Raw genomic sequence first — 18534 nt, 5'->3', positions numbered from 1 at the left:
GGCCTCAGCGGGTTCTGGGGTCGAAGACGCGATAAAGAAGATCGCAGATGAGATTGAGGGTGACAAAAATGACGCCGACGAGGAGCGAGCAGCCCACGACCGCATTCATGTCACCGACAAGAAGCGCATTGGTGAGGTAGCGGCCGAAACCGGGCCAGGCAAACACCGTCTCGGTCAGCACCGCGCCTTCGAGAAGGAAGGCATAGGAGAGCGCCACGACGGTCATCACCTGCACCGCCACATTGCGAAAGGCGTGGATCCAGACCGTGCGTGCCCAGGACAGGCCTTTGACACGGGCGGTGACGATATATTCCTGGCTCAACTGCTCGATCATGAAGGAGCGCGTCATGCGGCTGATATAGGCAAGCGCGCCAAAACCGAGGATCGAGGCCGGCAGGATGATGTGGCCGAAAACGTTGCGGAACACTTCCCAGTTGCCCACCAATGCGGTGTCGATCAGGTAGAAGCCGGTGATCGGTTCGATATCGAATTCATAGATGAAATCGATGCGCCCCGGCCCGCCGATCCAGCCGAGCGTGGCGTAAAACAGGACAAGCCCCATCAGGCCGAGCCAGAAGTTTGGCGCCGAATAACCGATCAGGCCGGTGAAACGGATGGCATTGTCCAGCCAGGAATTGCGGTACATGGCCGACAGCACGCCGGCCGGAATGCCGAAACCGGTGCCGATGATGATCGACAGCGTGGCAAGCTCGATGGTGGCTGGAAAGACACGGGCGATGTCGTCGATAACGGGCTTGCCCGTCGTCAGCGCATCACCGAAATCGAGCGACAGGATGCCCTTCACATAGACGCCGAACTGATACCAGAGCGGCTTGTCCATGCCGAGCGCCGCCGACATCTTTTCATAAGCCTCCTGGGTGGCGTTATCGCCGAGGATGGAGGCAACCGGATCGATCGGCAGCATTCTGCCGATGAAAAATGTCAGGGCCGCGAGGCCGAACAGGGTGACGAAGACCGGCAGCAGCGTCTTGCCGAGAATGCTCAGCACGACGAGAACCGGGTTTGGCTTCGTCCCGTTCCCCGCATTGCTGCGGGGAATCGAGTGAGTGAGGTCCGCCATGATCGGGCCGCTTACTTGGAGGCCAGGTCGTAATAAACGCGGAAGCCGTTCCAGGTCCAATTCTGAACCTTATCGCTCATGCCCAGGATGTTATACATCTGGAACATGATGGCCATAGGGCCCTTTTCCATGACGTCCTTCTGAAGCTGGTAATAGATCTGGTTGCGCTTTTCCGGATCGCCTTCGAGAAGTGCTGCCTTGACCTGTGTGTTAAACGCCTCATTCTGGAAGGCCGACCGCCACGAAGGCATCTGCGTCAGCTTTGCTTCCGGCCGGTTGTCCGGGTTGTAAACCAGACGAGAGGCGTTGCCGTGCGCATCCGGCACACTGGTCTGCCAGGCAAGCATGCCGGTCTGGAATTCGCGACCCCGGATGCGGGCAAACAGCTGGGCATTGGCCATGCGCTCGAGGTTGAGCTTGACGCCGACCTTGGAGGCATTCTGCTGAATGCTCTGGGCGATCGGGGCGGAATGCGGCAGCGTGCCGATCAGCACGTTTGCTTCAAAGCCGTTGGGATAACCGGCTTCGGTCAGCAGTGCCTTGGCCTTTTCGATATCGAGCTTGAAGGGCTGGCCCTGTTCGGCATCGAGAGCACCGGTGGCGCCGAGCTGGGCAAAGCTTGCGCGCGGCACGCCGAGATATTTCATCACCGACTTGCCGAGACCATCATAATCGATCAGGTAACGCATCGCGAGGCGCACCTTCTCGTCCTTGAAGACCGGATCGAGCGCGTTGAAGGTCCAGAAGAACAGCTGCGGCTTCAACACGCGCTCGACCTTCAGGCCGGGCTTGCCATCGAGATCGGCCAGATCGTCCGGCGACAGGTCACGGGCGATATCGACGTCACCCTGCTGGAGAAGCAGGCGCTGCGTGCCCGGCTCAGCAACGTGGCGGATGAGCACGCGCTTCAACTTGGGTGCCTTGCCATAATAATCGTCATTGGCCTGCAGAACGATGGACTCGCCGGCATTCCACTGCACCAGCTTGTAAGGGCCGACGCAGGCGGTGTTGGTGGCCAGATACTTGTTGCCAAGATCGCCGTTGATTTCATTCTTGGTCAGCGTCGCCTGGTCCAGCAGCGCCGAAACGCGGTTGGCGCCGACGGCCTGAAGAATGAGGTTGGTCGGATACGGATTGTCGAGTGTCAGGACCAGCGTGTTGTCATCCTTGGCAACGATGCGATCCTTCACATTGTCCTTGCTGAATCCGTATTCGGTCAGCGTCGCGGCATTGCCGTAACCCAGCGTGACGACGCGCTGCATCGACCATGCGAGTTCCTTGGCGGTTGCCGGTGCACCACCCGGAAATTTCAGGCCTTCATTGAGATGGAAGGTGATCTGCTTGCGATCTTCCGAGACATCCCAGCTCTTGGCGAGCAGAGGCACGACCTTGGATTCGTCCTTGGGATCGAAATCCACCAGTGAATCGCAGGTGTTCTGCAACAGTTCGTTGGTCACGACCTCGCCGACCTGGGCCGGATCGAACGTGCTGATGGCATCGATGTTCCACGCCATGACCAGCGCCGAAGCCGGCGTTGCGGCCTGCGCCGGCAGGGCGATGGAGGAGAGAAGCGCTGCGGCAGCAGCGGCGGCGATGGCCTTTTTGTGCTTGGAAAAATGTTTCGTCATCATGCTTTCAGTTCCCCTTGTTTTCGAATCTTGAACGCTGATTTTTGAGCCGGGGGCTTTTTCCCGCCCCCGGCACTGCGGATGTCAGGCGGCCTCCTTCGGGCGCGGCTGCAGCGGCGGCTGCACGTCGGCCGGGATCGGGCAGACGTAAGCGGTCTTACCGACACGCGCCTGATGATCCGCCTTGGCGGCGGCGAGCAGGTCTGCGTCTTCCAGAAGGTCGATTGCCGTGCCGGCCATCATCTTGGCGGCATGGGTCATGCCCTTGTGGGCGGCCGGCGTCTTGCCCTGTGCCGTCACCTGCCAGGAATGACCCGGCGTGCCGATGGCAATCGTTGCCGCATGCGCCTGCACGGTCGGCATCAGCCAGCTGACGTCACCAACATCCGTCGAGCCGATCATCGGTTCGCCATGCGTATCGAGCGACACGATGAAATCGCAAAGCGGCGTCTCTTCGCGACGCGGCACGCCGGTGCGAAGATAGGCGTTGTCGATATCCTCATCGCTCAGCGTCGCCTGGATTTTTGCGGCAAACGCCTTGTCCTCGGCATCGAAGGGCACAGGGCCGAGACGCTCGAGATTGCGCTGCATCGCTTCTTCCAGCGGGCGGTTGCCGAGAAGGTTGGAGACCGCGCTCATGATCGAGATATCGACCGTGGTGCCGGTCATCATCGCGGCGCCGAGTGCGACCTGCTTGACGCGATCATTGAGGTCCAGCATGCCCTTGAGGTCACGCGAACGGATGGCGTAACGCACGGCCGACTTGGCCTGCACGACGTTCGGCGCAATGCCGCCGGAATCGAGCATGGCGTAATGGATGCGGCTGGAATCCGGCACGTGTTCGCGCAGATAATTGACGCCGACATTCATCAGCTCGACGGCATCGAGCGCCGAGCGGCCGAGATGCGGGGCAGCGGCAGCGTGCGAGGAGCGGCCGGTGAACTTGAAGTCCATGCGGGTATTGGCGAGCGACTGCGCCTTGGCGACCTCGGTGAAGGCGCTCGGATGCCAGGTGATGGCGGCATCGACGCCGTCAAATGCGCCTTCGCGGGCCATGAAGGATTTGGCAGCGCCACCTTCTTCGGCCGGGCAGCCGTAATACCGCACACGGCCGGGCTTGCCGGTCTTTTCCAGCCAATCCTTGATGGCGGTTGCGGCCAGCATGGCGGCCGAACCGAGCAGATTGTGGCCGCAACCGTGACCGTGGCCTGTGCCGGGAATTGGCTTCGGTTCGGCAATGCCGGCTTCCTGGCTGAGACCCGGCAGCGCGTCATATTCGCCGAGGATGGCGATGATCGGGCCGCCCTCGCCTGCTTCACCCATGACGGCGGTCGGAATACCGGCGACGTTCTCGGTGACGGAAAAACCCTGCTCGCGCAGCATGGCGGCATGTTCGGCAACCGAGGCATATTCGGTATAGGCGATCTCGGGCATGCCCCAGACGCGGTCACTCAGGGCTTCGAATTCCGCCCTGTGTTCGTCGACCAGATCCCAGATCGGCTCACTGTTCTGCATTTCTCTCTCCAATAAGACTTGTGTTCAAAGGTGTTTTTCAAGGAAGCGGGCGAAGGTGGAAAACACGGTCAACCGGTTTTCCAGCCGGGCAAAACCGTGCCCCTCATGGTCGATCCGCAGGTATTCGCAGTCGTGCCCGAGGCCGCTCAGGCAGGAATAGACGTCTTCGCTCTGGCCCATCGGCACACGCGGATCACGGTTGGCATGGACGATCAGAAGCGGCGCCTTCATGCGGCCGATGCGGTTGATCGGCGAAAAGCGCTCGAGTTTTTCGCGCATAACTGCCGGATCACCATATTCGGCGACACGTTGCTGGCGGCCCCAGGGACCGGTGGCAAGAAGATGGGTGAGGAAATTGCCGACACCGTAAAAATCGATGCCGAGCGACCAGAGGTCGGGGTCTTCCGTCAGCGCCGAGAGGACCATGAAGCCGCCATAAGAACGGCCGAACACGCCGATACGGTTTGCGTTCACATTATCGCGGCTACCGATGGCGAGACGAATGGCGCGCAGGTCGGCGACGGAATCCATGCGGTTTTCGCGGTCGTCGAGTTGGTGGAACGTGCGGCCGTAACCGGTGCTGCCGCGGACATTGGGGGCGACCACCAGAACACCCTGGCTCAACAGGAACTGCACGTCAGCGCGAAAATCCGGCCGCCATTGCATTTCCGGTCCACCATGGACGATGAACAGAACGGGATAACCATCAACAGGTGCAGGCGATGACGGCGTGTAGACACAAGCCGGGATTTTTTGGCCGTCAAAACTCTCGAACCATTCGACGACCGGTTCGATGAAACCGGTCGTGTCGACACCATGCGTGTTTCCGGAGACAAGCTGCTCGAAACTGGCCGTGGAAAAATCAAGCTTCCAGATGCCGGACGGTTTTGAGGCGCTTTCCAGCGGAAACACCAGCGACTGGCCATCCGGCGCAAACGCAACCGAGGTGATGACACCGACCGGCTGGTTTTCGAATGTCGTCACATCGCTGCCATCACGGTTGGCGGTGGCGATACGGCTCCAGCCATCCTCATTGATCAGGAACGCAAAACGTGTCTGATCGGGCGACAGCGCCAGCGCCTCGGCATTGCGGTTGGGGAGCGTAACCACCGGCGCAGCACGGCCGCCTTCCGCACCAAACGGGCGGATTGCCATGAAATCATTGTCCTGATCGCAAACCGTCAGGCCACCGCTGCCATCCTTGAACAGGCGGGCGGCGAGATATCGCGCCTTGCCCTCATGCGGCATCAAAGGCGTCAACGACCCGGTTTCGATGTCGAGGCGATAGAGATCCTGATCATTGCCGGAGCGCAGGGACTCGCGCACCAGCAACGACTTGCCATCGGGGAAGAATGCCAGAACTTCGCGCATACCGCGGCCGATATGGACCGTCGCGACCTCGCGCGTGGCGATCTTCATGACATGCACATCCATGTCATAGGGCGAGCGGCCATTTGAAGCATAGGCGATACGCTGGCCATCCGGCGACCATGCGCCCCACATATGCACGACGGCCGGCGCCTGCGTCAGCGGCACGGGTGCTGCATTCACGTCCGGCAGCAACCACAACTGATGGCGCTCGTCCCCACCGCAATCCATGGTGAAAAAAATTTGCGAGCCTTTTGGATTGAAGGCGAAAGCCCCGACAGGTTCCGGCATATCGGTGACCTGCCTTGCCTCACCGCCGGCAAATGGCTGAACCCAGAGCTGGTGGAAACCGGTGGCATCCGACAGATAAGCCAGCCATTGGCCATCCGGCGACACCGCCGGCGATTTGACCGAGCGGATTTCGAGGAATGGTGTGATGGCAGCAGCGTCAAAAGCGTTTGTCATGCGCCGATACCTTTCATGCGAGCGACCGGCGCTGCGGCCAGCAATCTGTTGTGCAGCCGGCCGGTGGCGTTCTTCAACTCGTCGAACAACGGCCCCTTGGTCGACTGGTGATTGGCTTCCGTGACGATGACGAAGGCGGCTTCCGGCCATGCCTTGTGCAGACGCCATGCGGACGCCATCGGCGTCACCGTATCGTAACGGCCCTGTACGATCTCGCAGGGCAGATGACGAATGCGATCGATATCGCGCAGCAACTGGCCGGGCTCGAGAAAGGCGCCATGCATGCAGTAGTGGGTGAAGAGACGAGCCACGGCGAGCGCCGCCTTCGGCTCCAGAAGGGTCGCCACATGACCGGGATCGGGCAGAAATGTCTGTGTCTTGGCTGAAAATCCGCGCAGGCTCAGTGCGGCTGCGGCCTCTTCATGGGCATTGCCGCTCGTCAGTCTGCGATAATAGGCGCCCAGAAGATCGCCACGCTCGCCCTCGGGAATGAAACCGGCAAAATCCTCCCACTGATCCGGGAAGATTGCGCGCACGCCATTGAACCACCAGTCGATATCCTCGCGTCCGGCGAGAAAGATGCCGTGCAGGCGAAAACCCAGGCAATGCTGCGGATGCTTCTGGCCATAGGCAAGCGCCAGGCAGCTGCCCCAGGAACCACCGGCGACAATCCAGCGATCGATGCCGAGCTTTTCACGGATGGCCTCGATATCGGCAATCAGGGCATCCGTCGTGTTGTCGATGAGATCGGCCGAAGGCGTGGAGCGGCCGGCACCGCGCTGGTCGAAGATGACGATGCGGAAAATAGCGAGGTCAAAGGTTTCGATCTGCTTGCGCGACATGCCGGCGCCGGGACCACCATGCAGGATGACGACGGGAATGCCGTCGGGATGCCCGTGCTCCTCGACATGGAGCCGATGCCGCGCATCGACATCGAGGTAAAAACTGTCTCTTGCACCCTGCTCTTGCATTCCCGCAAACCGCCTCCGCCAAGACAAAAGGATATCGCAGTGCATATATTATGTGCACGCTGATATTTTGTGCATGATGGAACGATGTCGTCGCCGATGTCTAATGATAAAACGAAATGGGCCATTCCATTTTGGAATAGTTTTGGCTTTTGGCCTTTATGCAAAGGGCTTACCCATAGGCGCCCGCCTGACCTTATACACAGGCCAGGCTCGCCAACGCGATACCCTGTCCACTTGACAACGCCACACCTATGATCGAACCTAGATCAAAATAATGGCGTCTATTCCATTTTTATGGAAGCAGGAGGTAAGATGCCGGACATGCTGGTGAACCTGTATGGCTCGGAAGTTAGCGCGTTGGCAAAAAAGGCCAATGGCAATTTCGCCACCATTCGACCCGCCCTGCCGCCCGAGATGAATCTTGTCATCGAATGGGTGCGTGAAAACTTCAGCGACAATTGGGCAAGCGAGGTTTCCGTCGCCTTCTCCCGCCAGCCGATCGCCTGCCTGATTGCAGTGGAAAACGGCACATTGCTCGGTTTTGCCTGTTACGACACGACGGCGCGCGGCTTTTTCGGCCCGACCGGCGTGGCGGAAGAGGCGCGCGGTCGCGGCATCGGCCTGTCGCTGTTTTCCGATTGCCTGCAGACGATGAAGACGCTCGGGCACGCCTATGCCTTCATCGGCGATGCCGGGCCTGTCGATTTTTACAAAAGCGCCGTCGGCGCGATCGAAATTCCGGCCCGCGACAAGGGCATTTACGAGGGCATGCTGCGGCGCCCGAAAACACAATCCTGAATACGGAGACCATTTTCATGTCCTCGACACCGCTCGCACTGTTTGTCGGCCTGCCCAACCCGACCCTTTCCGACGATGAATTCAAGCTGTTTGCCGACACCAACCCGCTTGGCCTGTTTGTCGGCCGCCGCAATCTGCGCAATCCCGAACAGGCAAAAATCCTGATCGAGCGTTTTCGCGAGGCGGTCGGCCGTGCCGATGCCCCTGTTTTTACCGATCAGGAAGGCGGCCGTGTCCAGCATCTCGATGGCGGGCCATGGCCGCTGTTTCGCAGTTTTGGCGAGTTTGCCAAGCTTGCCCGCAAGGACTTCGAGGCTGGCCGCAAGGCGCTGCGGCTGTCTTCGCAGGCGATGGGTTCGATGATGTCGGAGCTTGGCCTTTCCAGCGGCTGTTCGCCGGTGCTCGATCTGGTTTTTGAGACGACCAGCGACGTCATCGGCGCGCGTTCCTTCGGTCCCGATCCGGAATTTATCGCCGCACTCGGTCGCGAAGTGGTGGATGGGCTGCTGGAAACCGGCAACCTGCCTGTCATGAAACACATTCCCGGCCATGGCCGCGCCACGCTGGATAGCCACAAGGAACGCCCGGTCGTGGACGCCTCCAAAGAAATCCTGACGATGACCGATTTTGCACCCTTCGTGGCATTGAAGGACACACCGTGGGCGATGGTCGCGCATGTGGTTTACTCCGAATACGACGCGGAACTGCCCGCCTCGATTTCGCCAACCATGCACGAGGTGATCCGAAACGATCTTGGTTATGACGGCGTGCTGATCTCCGACTGCATCTTTATGGAATCCCTGCAAGGCACGCTGCCCGAGCGCGTCAAACAGGTGCTCGATGCCGGCTCGGACATTGCGCTGCACAGCCATGGCGATCTGGCCGAGAGCGAAGCAGCCGCCAAGGCGGCACGCCCAGTGACGCAGAAAACGCTCGACCGCATCGCCGCCGGCAATGCCCGGCTCGGCACTCTCAAGATCGATTACCGCCGCGCTCAGGAGGAAATCGAAGCCATTTTTGCGGAAAAACTCGCTGCATAAAAACCTCGCCTGCCCATTATAAAAACCCATCATAAAAATCAAAAGGGGAACCGACATGAGGAATACCGTTTTCATTGCAACCGCGCTGGCCCTGCTTGCCGGCACGGCATCCGCCCAGACCGTGCTGACTGCCAATATCGAACCGGCCACGACCTGGGTGCGCAACTTCAACCCGTTCAACCAGACATCGGCGCGGCAATCGACGCTCGATTTCATGTATGAGCCGCTGATCGTCTTCAACCGTTTCGACAGCAACAAGCCGGTCTATCGTCTGGCCGAAAGCTACAAGCTTGCGGACGACCTGAAGAGCGTCGATTTCAAGCTGCGGGCGGGCCTCAAATGGTCGGACGGCAAGCCGCTGACGGCGGCGGACGTCAAATTCACTTATGACTATATCAAGAAATTCCCAGCGCTGGATTTCGTCAGCATCTGGACTTTCATCACCGGCGTCGAAGCTGTTGATGGCCAGACGGTGCGCTTCACGCTGAAGGAACCAAGCTCGATTGCCGCCGAGCAGCTGTCACAGCTGCCGATCGTGCCCGAGCACATCTGGAAGGACATTGCCGACCCGGTGACCTTTGCCAATGAAAAACCGGTGGCAAGCGGCGCCCTGACCGAAATTCCTCGCTTCACCGGCCAGACCTATGACCAGTGCCGCAACCCCAATTACTGGGATGCAGCGACGCTGAAGGTCGATTGCCTGCGCTTTCCGCAGCTGGCCGACAACAACCAGATCCTGACCGCCACCGCCGACGGCACGCTCGACTGGGGCGTTTCCTTCATTCCCGACATCGAGAATGTCTATGTCGCCAAGGACCCGGAACATTATCATTTCTGGTATTCGCCGAGCAGCATGGTGGCCTTCCTGTTCAATCTGGAAACCGCCAACGAGAACAACAAAAAGGCATTTACCGACCTGAAATTCCGTCAGGCGATGAGCATGGCGCTCGACCGTGCCACGATGATCGACATCGCCGGTTACGGTTATCCGACGCTCAACGAAGACCCCGGCCTGATGGGCGAGCTTTACAAGAGCTGGGCCGACGAGAAGGTCGCGGCCGACCTCGGAAAATTCGGCAAATTTGATGCCGAGGCCGCCAAGGCGCTGCTGGACGAAGCCGGTTATGCCGACAAGGATGGCGACGGTTTCCGCGAGAATCCGGATGGCACAAAACTGTCCTTCTCGATCGTCGTGCCAAGCTCGTGGACCGACTGGGTCGATACCGTCAACATCGCCATCGAGGGCATGCAGGCGGCCGGTGTCGATGCGAAGATCGAGACGCCGGAAGAAGCCGTGTGGACCTCCAGCCTGATCTCCGGCAAATTCGACGCGGCGATCAACAGCCTGCCGGCATCGGCTTCGCCTTATTACCCCTACAAGCGCGCCTTCAGCGCTGCCGACAAGGGCAAGACCCGCTTCACCGCGCAGCGCTGGTTCAACCCGGAACTGGAAGCCTTGGTGGTGGAATTCACCCACACGGCCGACCCGGCCAAGCAGAAGGAAGTGATGGCGAAGGCGCAGCGGATCGTGGCGGAAAACATGCCAATGATCCCGGTTTTCAACAATCCGAACTGGTACCAGTATAACACCAAGCGGTTTACCGGCTGGTCGACGGAGGAGAACCCGTTCGTGAACCCCTCGATCTCGCGCACCAACCCGGCGCGCATTCTGCACCTTCTGGCGCTGAAGCCAGCCGGCTGAGGTCATCAATCCGACGGCAGCAGTATCGACAGATGCTGCTGCCGGTTTGAGGGAGCCGAGCATGGCCTTTCTTCTACGCCGCCTGGGATTTTATCTCGCAGCCTTTCTGGCGGCCGCGACCATCAATTTTTTCCTGCCACGCCTGATGCCGGGAGATCCGATCCAGCTGATGTTTTCGAGCGCCGGTGCCGAACTGCCGCCGGAAAGCCTGGAATCGCTGAAGCTCACCTTCGGTTTCGTCGATGGGCCGCTGTGGAAGCAATATCTCACCTATATCGGCAGCATTTTCACCGGTGATCTCGGCCGTTCGATCAAATATTTCCCCCTGCCCGTCACCTCGGTTCTCGGCCACGCGCTGATCTGGACGCTGGTGCTGATGGGCACGGCGACGATCATCAGTTTCGTGCTCGGCACATGGCTCGGCGTCATGGCGGCGTGGAAGCGCGGCAGCCGATTTGATGTCATCGTGTCGGTGACATCGATTTTCGCGACCTCGGTGCCGGCAGTCGTCACCTCGCTGATCGTGCTCTTCGTGTTCGGCTTCACGCTGGACTGGTTCCCCAACGGTTATGCCGCCGATCCGTCGCTCGATCCGGCTTTCACGCTGCAATATATCTCAAGCGTCGCCTATCATGGCGTGCTGCCGATGCTGACGCTCTGCACCGTGCTGATCGGCGGATTTACCGTGACCATGCGCAACAACATGATCAATCTGCTGGGCGAGGATTATATCGTCATGGCGCGCGCCAAGGGGCTTTCCGACCGCCGCGTCATGCTGTGGTATGCGGCCCGCAACGCGCTGCTGCCGACCGTTTCGAGCCTCGCGATCGCCATCGGCACCATTCTCGGCGGCTCGCTGGTGACGGAAGTGGTGTTCAATTATCCCGGCCTCGGCAATGTGCTCTATCAGGCCATTCTGGCGCGCGATTACCCGGTCATTCAGGGCCAGTTGCTGATTATGACCGCTACCATGCTGGTCGCCAATTTTATCGTCGATGTCAGCTACGTCCTGCTCGACCCGCGACTGAAGGCGGCATGACATGAAGACATTGCTGAAAAACCGCAAGGCGCTTGTGGGACTGGCGATCATCGCCACCATCGCCATTCTGGCGATCGCCGCACCTTGGCTCACCGAATACAATCCCGCCACCCGCACCGGCCGCCCACATCAGGCGCCGTCCATGGATCACATCCTCGGCACGACGCGTATCGGTCAGGATGTTTTTGCCCGCGTTCTGTATGGCGCGCGCACCTCGCTGATGGTCGGGTTTGGCGCGGGTCTGCTGATCACCGTTGTCGGCACCGTGCTCGGTATTGTCTCAGGTTATCGCGGCGGCAAGACGGATGAAGTGATCAGCTTCTTCACCAACATGGTGCTTGTCGTGCCCAACCTGCCGCTGCTTCTGGTACTGGCCGCGTTCATCGGTCAGGCAAGCCCGGTGGTGATCGCGCTAATCCTCGGCGCCACCTCATGGGCATGGGGTGCGCGCGTGACGCGGGCGGAAACGCTCTCCGTCAAGCAGAAGGACTTTGTCAAATCCGCCGAGATGATGGGCGAGAAACAATGGCGCATCATGGCCTTCGAAATCTTTCCCAACGTCATCTCCATCGTCGGCATCAATTTCATCGGCAGCGTCATCTTTGCGATCATCACCCAGGCGACGCTGGAATTTCTCGGCCTTGGCGATCCGCGTGCAATCTCCTGGGGCAACATGCTGTTTGCCGCGCAGAAGGCTTCGGCGCTTTCGGTCGGTGCATGGTGGGAAATCCTGACGCCGTGTTTCGCGCTCGCCTTTCTCGGCATCGGCATGTCGCTCCTGAATTTCGCCGTCGATGAGATCGCCAATCCGCGCCTGCGCACCGGCAACCGGCTCGGGCGCTGGTCGCTTCTCGTGCGCAATGGGGAGGGTCGCCTGTGAGCCAGCCATTGTTATCCATCAAAAATCTGACGATCGACTATATCGGCGACGAAACCGATTTTCGCGCCGTTGATAACGTAAGCTTCGATGTCGCGCCCGGCGAGGTTTTCGGCCTCGCGGGAGAATCCGGCTGCGGCAAAAGCACGCTCGCCTTTGCCATCAGCCGCCTGCACCGCCCCCCGGCGCTGATCCGCAAGGGCAGCGAAATCCTGCTCGATGGTCGCGATGTGCTCGATCTCGACCCGAAGGCGCTGGCCGCCTTTCGCTGGCGCGAAGTGGCCATGGTGTTCCAAAGTGCCATGAACTCGCTCAACCCGGTTCTGCGCATCGAGGCGCAGTTTTACGACGTGCTGAAAGCCCATCTCGGCTTGACGAAGGCGCAGGCCCGCGAGCGGACCGCGGAGATGCTGAAGCTGGTCGATATCAACCCCGACCGCATGGGTGATTATCCGCACCAGTTCTCCGGCGGCATGCGTCAGCGCATCGTTATTGCCATCTGTTTGGCACTTGGCCCCAAGCTGGTGGTGATGGATGAGCCGACGACGGCGCTCGATGTCGTAGTTCAGCGGGAAATCCTGCAACGGATCAATGAGCTGCGTCGAAAGCTCGGATTTTCGGTCCTGTTCATCACTCACGATCTCGGCCTGATGGTGCAGTTCTGCGATCGTATTGGCATCATGCTTGGCGGCAAGCTGGTGGAGCAGAACACGGCCGAAGCGATCTATAAAACGCCGCAGCACGACTATACGAAAAAACTCTGGGCATCCTTCCCGTCGCTGCATGGAGGTGTGCTGGCATGAGCGAGATCATTCTGGCACTCGACGATGCCACCAAGACATTTGGCCATGGTGCGGCCACCGTGCACGCCGCCCGCAACATCTCGCTGACCCTCAAGTCCGGCCGGGCGCTGGCACTGGTGGGCGAATCCGGCAGTGGCAAGACCACATGCGCGCGCATGGCGATGCTGGAATATCTGCCCAATGCCGGCCGGGTTCTGTTCAAGGGCCAGCCGATGGAAAAGGCAGGCGCGAAGGACATCGCCGCCTATCGGCGTTCGGTGCAGATGATCTTTCAGGATCCGTTCGCCTCGCTCAACCCGGCCCAGACGATCGCCTATCACCTGAAACGTCCGCTGAAACTGCACAGGCCGGAACTTGGTAGCAGCGACATCGATGCCGCCATCCGTGAACTGCTGGAACGGGTAAAGCTGGACCCGGATCTCATTGCCCCCAAATACCCGCACGAGCTTTCCGGCGGCCAGCGCCAGCGTGTCAACATTGCGCGCGCGCTGGCGGTGAAGCCGGAAGTCATCGTCGCGGATGAACCGACCTCGATGCTCGACGTCTCCGTGCGGCTTGGCGTCTTGAACCTGCTGAACGATATGAAACGCGAGATGAACCTCGCCATGCTCTACATCACCCACGACATCGCCACCGCCCGTTTCGTGGCCGAGGATATTGCCGTGATGTATGCCGGGCAGATCGTCGAATGGGGCGCAACGGCCGAGGTGATCGACAATCCGCAGCATCCGTACACACGCTTGCTTTTGTCTGCCGTGCCGGACCCCGATATGCGCTTCGATAATACGGGCAGCCAGATGCAGCCCGAACACGTGGATGCTGTGCGCAATCTTTCCGCGAGGACGGATGGCGACCTGATTGAAGTGTCTCCCCGCCATTTCGCACGATTGACGGCAAAAGCCTGAACACGGCACAGCGTGACAAAAGTCAAACTTGATAAATCGGGTTGACTTTTGTTCTGTCTCGTAGAAAGCCACTCGCGAACGTGAGACGGGCCCTTGGCAAACCCGTTTCCTGTCGTTACGGGAGCGAGAATGGCAATGGCATCGAAGACCTCTTATCCATCAGCAACACCTGGCCGTCTCACCGCGTTCCTCGCCGGGTTGCTGACCGTGCTTACCATCACTGTGACGGCCTCTGCTGCCCGCGCGCAGGAGACAAAACCGCTGCGCATCGCGCTTGCCACCAGCATTTCAAACCAGGCGGCAGAGATTGCTGCCGAAGAGGCGGAAGTCGAGGGTCTGAAGGTCGAGCTGATCGAGTTCAACGACTGGAACACGCCGAACCGCGCCGTGGCGGATCGCGAGGCCGATGCCAATCTTTTCCAGCACGTGCCCTATCTGGAATTCACCAACGCCAATACCGGCAATGACCTCGTTGCCATCGCGCCCGCCTTCAGCACGCCTTTTGGCCTCTATTCAAAGAAGGTAAAAACGCTCGCCGAGCTGCCGGACAATGCGCAGATCGTTTTTTCTGGTGACGCCGTCAACACCGCCCGCTCGCTGCTTCTTCTGCAGCAGGCAAAGTTTGTGGAACTGAAGCCCGGCGTCGGCACCAAGGCGACGCTTGAAGACGTGGTGACATGGGTGAAGCCGCTGAAGATCACACAGCTCGACGGCCCGCAGATTGCCCGCGTTCTCGATGACGTGGATGCCGCCGCCACCTACCCGACTTTTGCCAAGCTCGCCGGTCTCGACGCCTCTTCCGGATTGATTTTCGAAAACGACCCGATCTATGCCTTCCAGTTCGTGACGCGGCCCGATATGCGTGACGACAAGAGGCTGCGACGTTTTGTGGAGATCTATCGGAACTCGCCAGCCGTTAAGGAAAAGCTGCGGTCGCTTTACGGATCGATGGTCTCGTTCCCCTGACGGAACGGTCGCAGGTGCATTTGAACAGGAAGAACGCCATGCATGGTGAATACAAGGTCCAGGGCGGCAAGCTCGTCGTGGTCGATTTCGACACGGCCGACGACCGGCTTTCCAACGTGCAGGTGTCCGGCGATTTCTTTCTCGAGCCGGCGGAAGCCCTGGGCGACATTTCCGGCGCGCTTGAAGGTCTGCCCGTCTCCGTCAAGGTCGAGGACATCACCGCCGCCATCCGTGCCAAGCTCCGCCTTGGCGCGGAAATGATCGGTTTCAGCCCGGAAGCGGTGGCGATTGCGGTGCGCCGTGCGCTCGGCGTCACCGGCACATGGCGTGATTACGAATGGCAGATCATCGAGGCGCCGCCGCAGCGTCCGGCCATGCATCTGGCGCTCGACGAAGTGCTGGCCCGCGAAGTGGCGGCCGGTCGTCGTGGCCCCTGCCTGCGTTTCTGGGAATGGGAACGCCCGGCCATCATCATCGGCGGCTTTCAGTCACTGCGCAACGAAGTGGATCTGGAAGCCGCCAACCAGTTCGGTGTCGAGACCGTGCGGCGTGTGACCGGCGGCGGAGCGATGTTCGTCGAACCGGGCAGCGCCGTGACCTATTCGCTCTATGCACCGGCCGAACTGGTGCGCGACATGAGCTTTGCCGATTCCTATGCCTTTCTCGACGACTGGGTTCTGAAGGCACTGAACGAACTCGGCATCGACGCCTTCTACAAGCCGCTCAACGACATTTCGAGTTCCAAGGGCAAGATCGGCGGCGCAGCGCAGAAGCGTTTTTCGTCAGGCGCGGTGCTGCACCATGTCACCATGTCCTATGACATGGATGCGCAAAAAATGGTGCAGGTTCTGCGCATCGGCCGTGAAAAGCTGTCCGACAAGGGCACGACCAGCGCCGTGAAGCGCGTCGACCCGCTGCGCAGCCAGACAGGCCTGCCGCGCGAGGAAATCATCCGCCGAATGAAGGAGACATTTGTCTCGCTGAACGGCGGCACCGCCGGCAGAATTTCGGACGAGGAATATGCAGCTGCGGAAAAGCTGGCCGCAGAAAAGTTTTCGACCGAGGAATGGTTGCGGCACATTCCGTGAGGGAAAAACGAGCGCAGAAGCTGTCGCCAAACTACCTGTGCGAAACAGGTGACGAAGGCTGCATACCTCTCCGTCGTCATCCTCGGCCTTGAGCCGAGGATCTGCTGCCGGTTAATTTCATTGACGTGATTAGATCCTCGGGACAGGCCCGAGGATGACGAAAACTTCCGTGGGAGCACGCATCAAACGAGCGAGGACACTACCCTCCCTCCACGCTTGCTCAATCAGGCTGGCTGCTTGGTCTTGCGCAGATACGGAAGCACCGTATCGAACGAACCAAACCGCTGGAGGGCATCTTCGTTCGACACTGCAGCGGTGATGATGACATCATCGCCCTGTTTCCAGTTGGCAGGCGTCGCCACCTGATGTTTTGCCGTCAGCTGGATCGAGTCGATCGCGCGCAAAATTTCATCGAAATTGCGCCCCGTCGTCATCGGGTAGGTGAGGACGAGCTTGATCTTCTTGTCCGGGCCGATGACGAAGACAGAGCGAACCGTGGCATTGTCGGCCGGCGTGCGGCCTTCCGAAGTCTCGCCGACACCCGCCGGCAGCATGTCGTAAAGCTTGGCGACCTTGAGATCCTTGTCGCCGATCAGCGGGTATTCGACATCGTAACCGGTGGCGGTGCGGATATCGCCCTTCCACTTGGCATGGCTTTCGACCGGATCGACGGAAATGCCGATGATCTTCACGCCACGTTTCTGAAACTCGCCTTCAAGGCCCGCCATCGTGCCAAGCTCTGTGGTGCAGACCGGCGTGAAATTTTTCGGATGCGAAAACAGCACAGCCCAGTTGTCGCCGATCCATTCATGGAACGAGATCGGACCCTGACTGGTCTCCGCCTGAAAATCCGGTGCGATATCGTTGATACGTAGGCTCATCTCGGTTCTCCTGTTTTGCGATCAAATAGATCGCAAAACCACTTTGAAAAGGAGTTCAGACGTTCTCAATTACATTGCCGCCGAGGAATAAAAGCGCGACAATCGGGACCGAACTGCGAGATATTTCTTTTTACCCGACAAGCGCCCAAACGGCCGAAAGCGCACCCGACAACACGGACGCGCCCTCACCGCAATACTGTAGGTTATCGTTGCCGTCAGCCCGTCGGAGCCAGCGTCGCATCGGCGAAATGCGCCTTGAAATTGTCGAGCAGCTTGTGACGCTCGAAATAATGCAGCAATTCGAGCTTGTGCGTGCGCGTGTTGTAATAGGCGGCGGCCATCGGGTTTTCCTCGCCCTTCTGCAGGAAGGTAACCGCTGGATTACCATGCAGCAGCCGCGTCGGTGCCGGATCCTCACCATACTGACGCAGGAACGGTATGGTCACCGAGCCCTTGTATTTCTGCGCCACACTGCCGGTAAAAATGTTCTTCTTGCCGACATAGCGGTTGAGAATGCCGATCTTGCCGTTCGGGCGGGTGGTGATCTGCTTGCCCGGCTCCAGAAACTCGGACAGCAACTCGCGTGCGCCCGGCATTCCCTGTATTTTATTGCCCTTGAAATAAACGTCCTCGCCGACAGTCAAAGTATAGACACGGCGGACGACCTGAAGATGGGCAGAGGTCAGAACCTTGACGCCCTTGATCTTCTGGGTTGGTGAAATCATCCCGAAGATGCTCTCGTCGGAGACTTCCTCGATGATCAGATTGTAGTCCGTCAATGCTACTTTATCGATATCTGGAATGCCCATGGGAAGCTTCCTTCAAAGTCTTAAGACCGGGATTGAGCGCGGGAAAGCGCCGGCGGAAAACCGCCGACGCCAGCTTCTGGCAAAAAGACTTAGGCAGCCTTGGTGGTCGCGAGATCGTAAGAAGCGATCATCGGCGACTGCGGGTTCTGCTGTTCGTCGAACGGGGTGTACTTCACTTCAAGCTTGGTGAAGTTGAGCTTGATGGTTTCGACCGGACGGTCACCGTTCGAGTCGATCGAATAGCTGGCGATCAGAGTATTGGTCAGCAGGTATTCGATATAGGTGTCGCCCGGGTTACCGGTCGTTACCAGGTGGATGGTGGCGCGCTTGCCGGTGCGACCCGAGCAGGCTTCCTGGAACAGCTTGGTCGACGACGAGTCGCTGACCTTGGTAAGGATGACTTCCGAAATGGTCGGCTCGGAAGCTTCGCGGTTTGCTGCCGAACCGGCAGAGGTGTTCAGGTTACGCGACACGTTCCAGTGAATGGCTTCAATGTCCATCCACTTGCGGTGCTGCTCGTGCGTTGCGTCACCCTGGATACCGTCGATCTGAAGATAAATCGGCATGCTTTCAGCTCCTGTTTAAAGGTCTTAGCCTT

At 59.5% G+C, this 18534-nt stretch carries 17 protein-coding genes; 9 read left to right on the top strand and 8 right to left on the bottom strand.

What is annotated here, in order from left to right; translation table 11 throughout:
- Positions 1-4: 4 nt before the first annotated feature.
- The 5 genes from AAIH70_RS14030 to pip all read right to left on the bottom strand — a co-directional run bounded on the left by AAIH70_RS14030 (position 5) and on the right by pip (position 7028).
- A complete protein-coding gene (locus tag AAIH70_RS14030; RefSeq protein WP_132274629.1) occupies positions 5-1081 on the bottom strand; it encodes an ABC transporter permease in 1077 nt (358 codons plus the stop codon).
- 11 nt (positions 1082-1092) lie between these two features.
- Complete coding sequence (locus AAIH70_RS14025; protein ID WP_132275853.1) at positions 1093-2709, bottom strand: ABC transporter substrate-binding protein; 1617 nt, start codon at positions 2707-2709, stop codon at positions 1093-1095.
- A gap of 84 nt (positions 2710-2793) precedes the next feature.
- Complete coding sequence (locus AAIH70_RS14020) at positions 2794-4224, bottom strand: M20 family metallopeptidase (protein WP_132274632.1); 1431 nt, start codon at positions 4222-4224, stop codon at positions 2794-2796.
- A 24-nt stretch (positions 4225-4248) separates the two neighbouring features.
- Complete coding sequence (locus tag AAIH70_RS14015) at positions 4249-6057, bottom strand: S9 family peptidase (RefSeq protein WP_132274634.1); 1809 nt, start codon at positions 6055-6057, stop codon at positions 4249-4251.
- On the bottom strand, positions 6054-7028 hold the full coding sequence (gene pip, locus AAIH70_RS14010; protein WP_245519172.1) for a prolyl aminopeptidase: 975 nt from the start codon (positions 7026-7028) through the stop codon (positions 6054-6056). Before pip ends, AAIH70_RS14015 begins: the two co-directional genes overlap by 4 nt.
- Positions 7029-7340: 312 nt before the next feature.
- Between pip and AAIH70_RS14005 the strand changes: the two genes are divergently transcribed.
- From AAIH70_RS14005 to AAIH70_RS13965, 9 genes are all read left to right on the top strand, one after another.
- The gene (locus tag AAIH70_RS14005; protein WP_132274640.1) at positions 7341-7826 is read left to right on the top strand and encodes a GNAT family N-acetyltransferase; all 486 of its coding nucleotides are present in this window, start codon (positions 7341-7343) and stop codon (positions 7824-7826) included.
- A 17-nt stretch (positions 7827-7843) separates the two neighbouring features.
- Entirely contained in the window at positions 7844-8866 is a 1023-nt protein-coding gene (locus AAIH70_RS14000) for a glycoside hydrolase family 3 N-terminal domain-containing protein (RefSeq protein ID WP_132274642.1), read from the top strand.
- Between the two features lie 55 nt (positions 8867-8921).
- Positions 8922-10568 (top strand): ABC transporter substrate-binding protein, encoded by a 1647-nt coding sequence (locus tag AAIH70_RS13995; RefSeq protein WP_132274645.1) that lies wholly within the window; start codon positions 8922-8924, stop codon positions 10566-10568.
- Between the two features lie 61 nt (positions 10569-10629).
- Entirely contained in the window at positions 10630-11607 is a 978-nt protein-coding gene (locus AAIH70_RS13990) for an ABC transporter permease (RefSeq protein WP_132274648.1), read from the top strand.
- 1 nt (position 11608) lies between these two features.
- The gene (locus AAIH70_RS13985; RefSeq protein ID WP_132274651.1) at positions 11609-12487 is read left to right on the top strand and encodes an ABC transporter permease; all 879 of its coding nucleotides are present in this window, start codon (positions 11609-11611) and stop codon (positions 12485-12487) included.
- The gene (locus tag AAIH70_RS13980) at positions 12484-13287 is read left to right on the top strand and encodes an ABC transporter ATP-binding protein (RefSeq protein WP_430034396.1); all 804 of its coding nucleotides are present in this window, start codon (positions 12484-12486) and stop codon (positions 13285-13287) included. Before AAIH70_RS13985 ends, AAIH70_RS13980 begins: the two co-directional genes overlap by 4 nt.
- Positions 13284-14192 carry an ABC transporter ATP-binding protein gene (locus AAIH70_RS13975; RefSeq protein WP_132274656.1) on the top strand — a complete coding sequence of 303 codons (909 nt, stop codon included), beginning with the start codon at positions 13284-13286 and terminating at the stop codon, positions 14190-14192. The genes AAIH70_RS13980 and AAIH70_RS13975 overlap by 4 nt, the downstream gene beginning before the upstream one ends.
- Positions 14193-14321: 129 nt before the next feature.
- Complete coding sequence (locus AAIH70_RS13970; RefSeq protein WP_132274659.1) at positions 14322-15158, top strand: MetQ/NlpA family ABC transporter substrate-binding protein; 837 nt, start codon at positions 14322-14324, stop codon at positions 15156-15158.
- A gap of 20 nt (positions 15159-15178) precedes the next feature.
- Positions 15179-16246, top strand: coding sequence for a lipoate--protein ligase family protein (locus AAIH70_RS13965; RefSeq protein WP_245519173.1), 1068 nt, complete (start codon positions 15179-15181; stop codon positions 16244-16246).
- A gap of 224 nt (positions 16247-16470) precedes the next feature.
- Here the strand turns inward: AAIH70_RS13965 and AAIH70_RS13960 are convergent, their stop codons facing one another.
- From AAIH70_RS13960 to AAIH70_RS13950, 3 genes are all read right to left on the bottom strand, one after another.
- The gene (locus tag AAIH70_RS13960; protein ID WP_132274662.1) at positions 16471-17127 is read right to left on the bottom strand and encodes a peroxiredoxin; all 657 of its coding nucleotides are present in this window, start codon (positions 17125-17127) and stop codon (positions 16471-16473) included.
- A gap of 215 nt (positions 17128-17342) precedes the next feature.
- Positions 17343-17936: a hypothetical protein gene (locus AAIH70_RS13955; protein ID WP_132274665.1), complete on the bottom strand. Its 594-nt coding sequence runs from the start codon at positions 17934-17936 to the stop codon at positions 17343-17345.
- Between the two features lie 89 nt (positions 17937-18025).
- Positions 18026-18502: an Hcp family type VI secretion system effector gene (locus AAIH70_RS13950; protein WP_132274667.1), complete on the bottom strand. Its 477-nt coding sequence runs from the start codon at positions 18500-18502 to the stop codon at positions 18026-18028.
- Positions 18503-18534 lie beyond the last annotated feature (32 nt).

The organism is Neorhizobium sp. BT27B, from assembly GCF_050455485.1.
Lineage (GTDB): Bacteria > Pseudomonadota > Alphaproteobacteria > Rhizobiales > Rhizobiaceae > Neorhizobium.
This window is presented reverse-complemented; position numbering and strand designations above follow the sequence as displayed.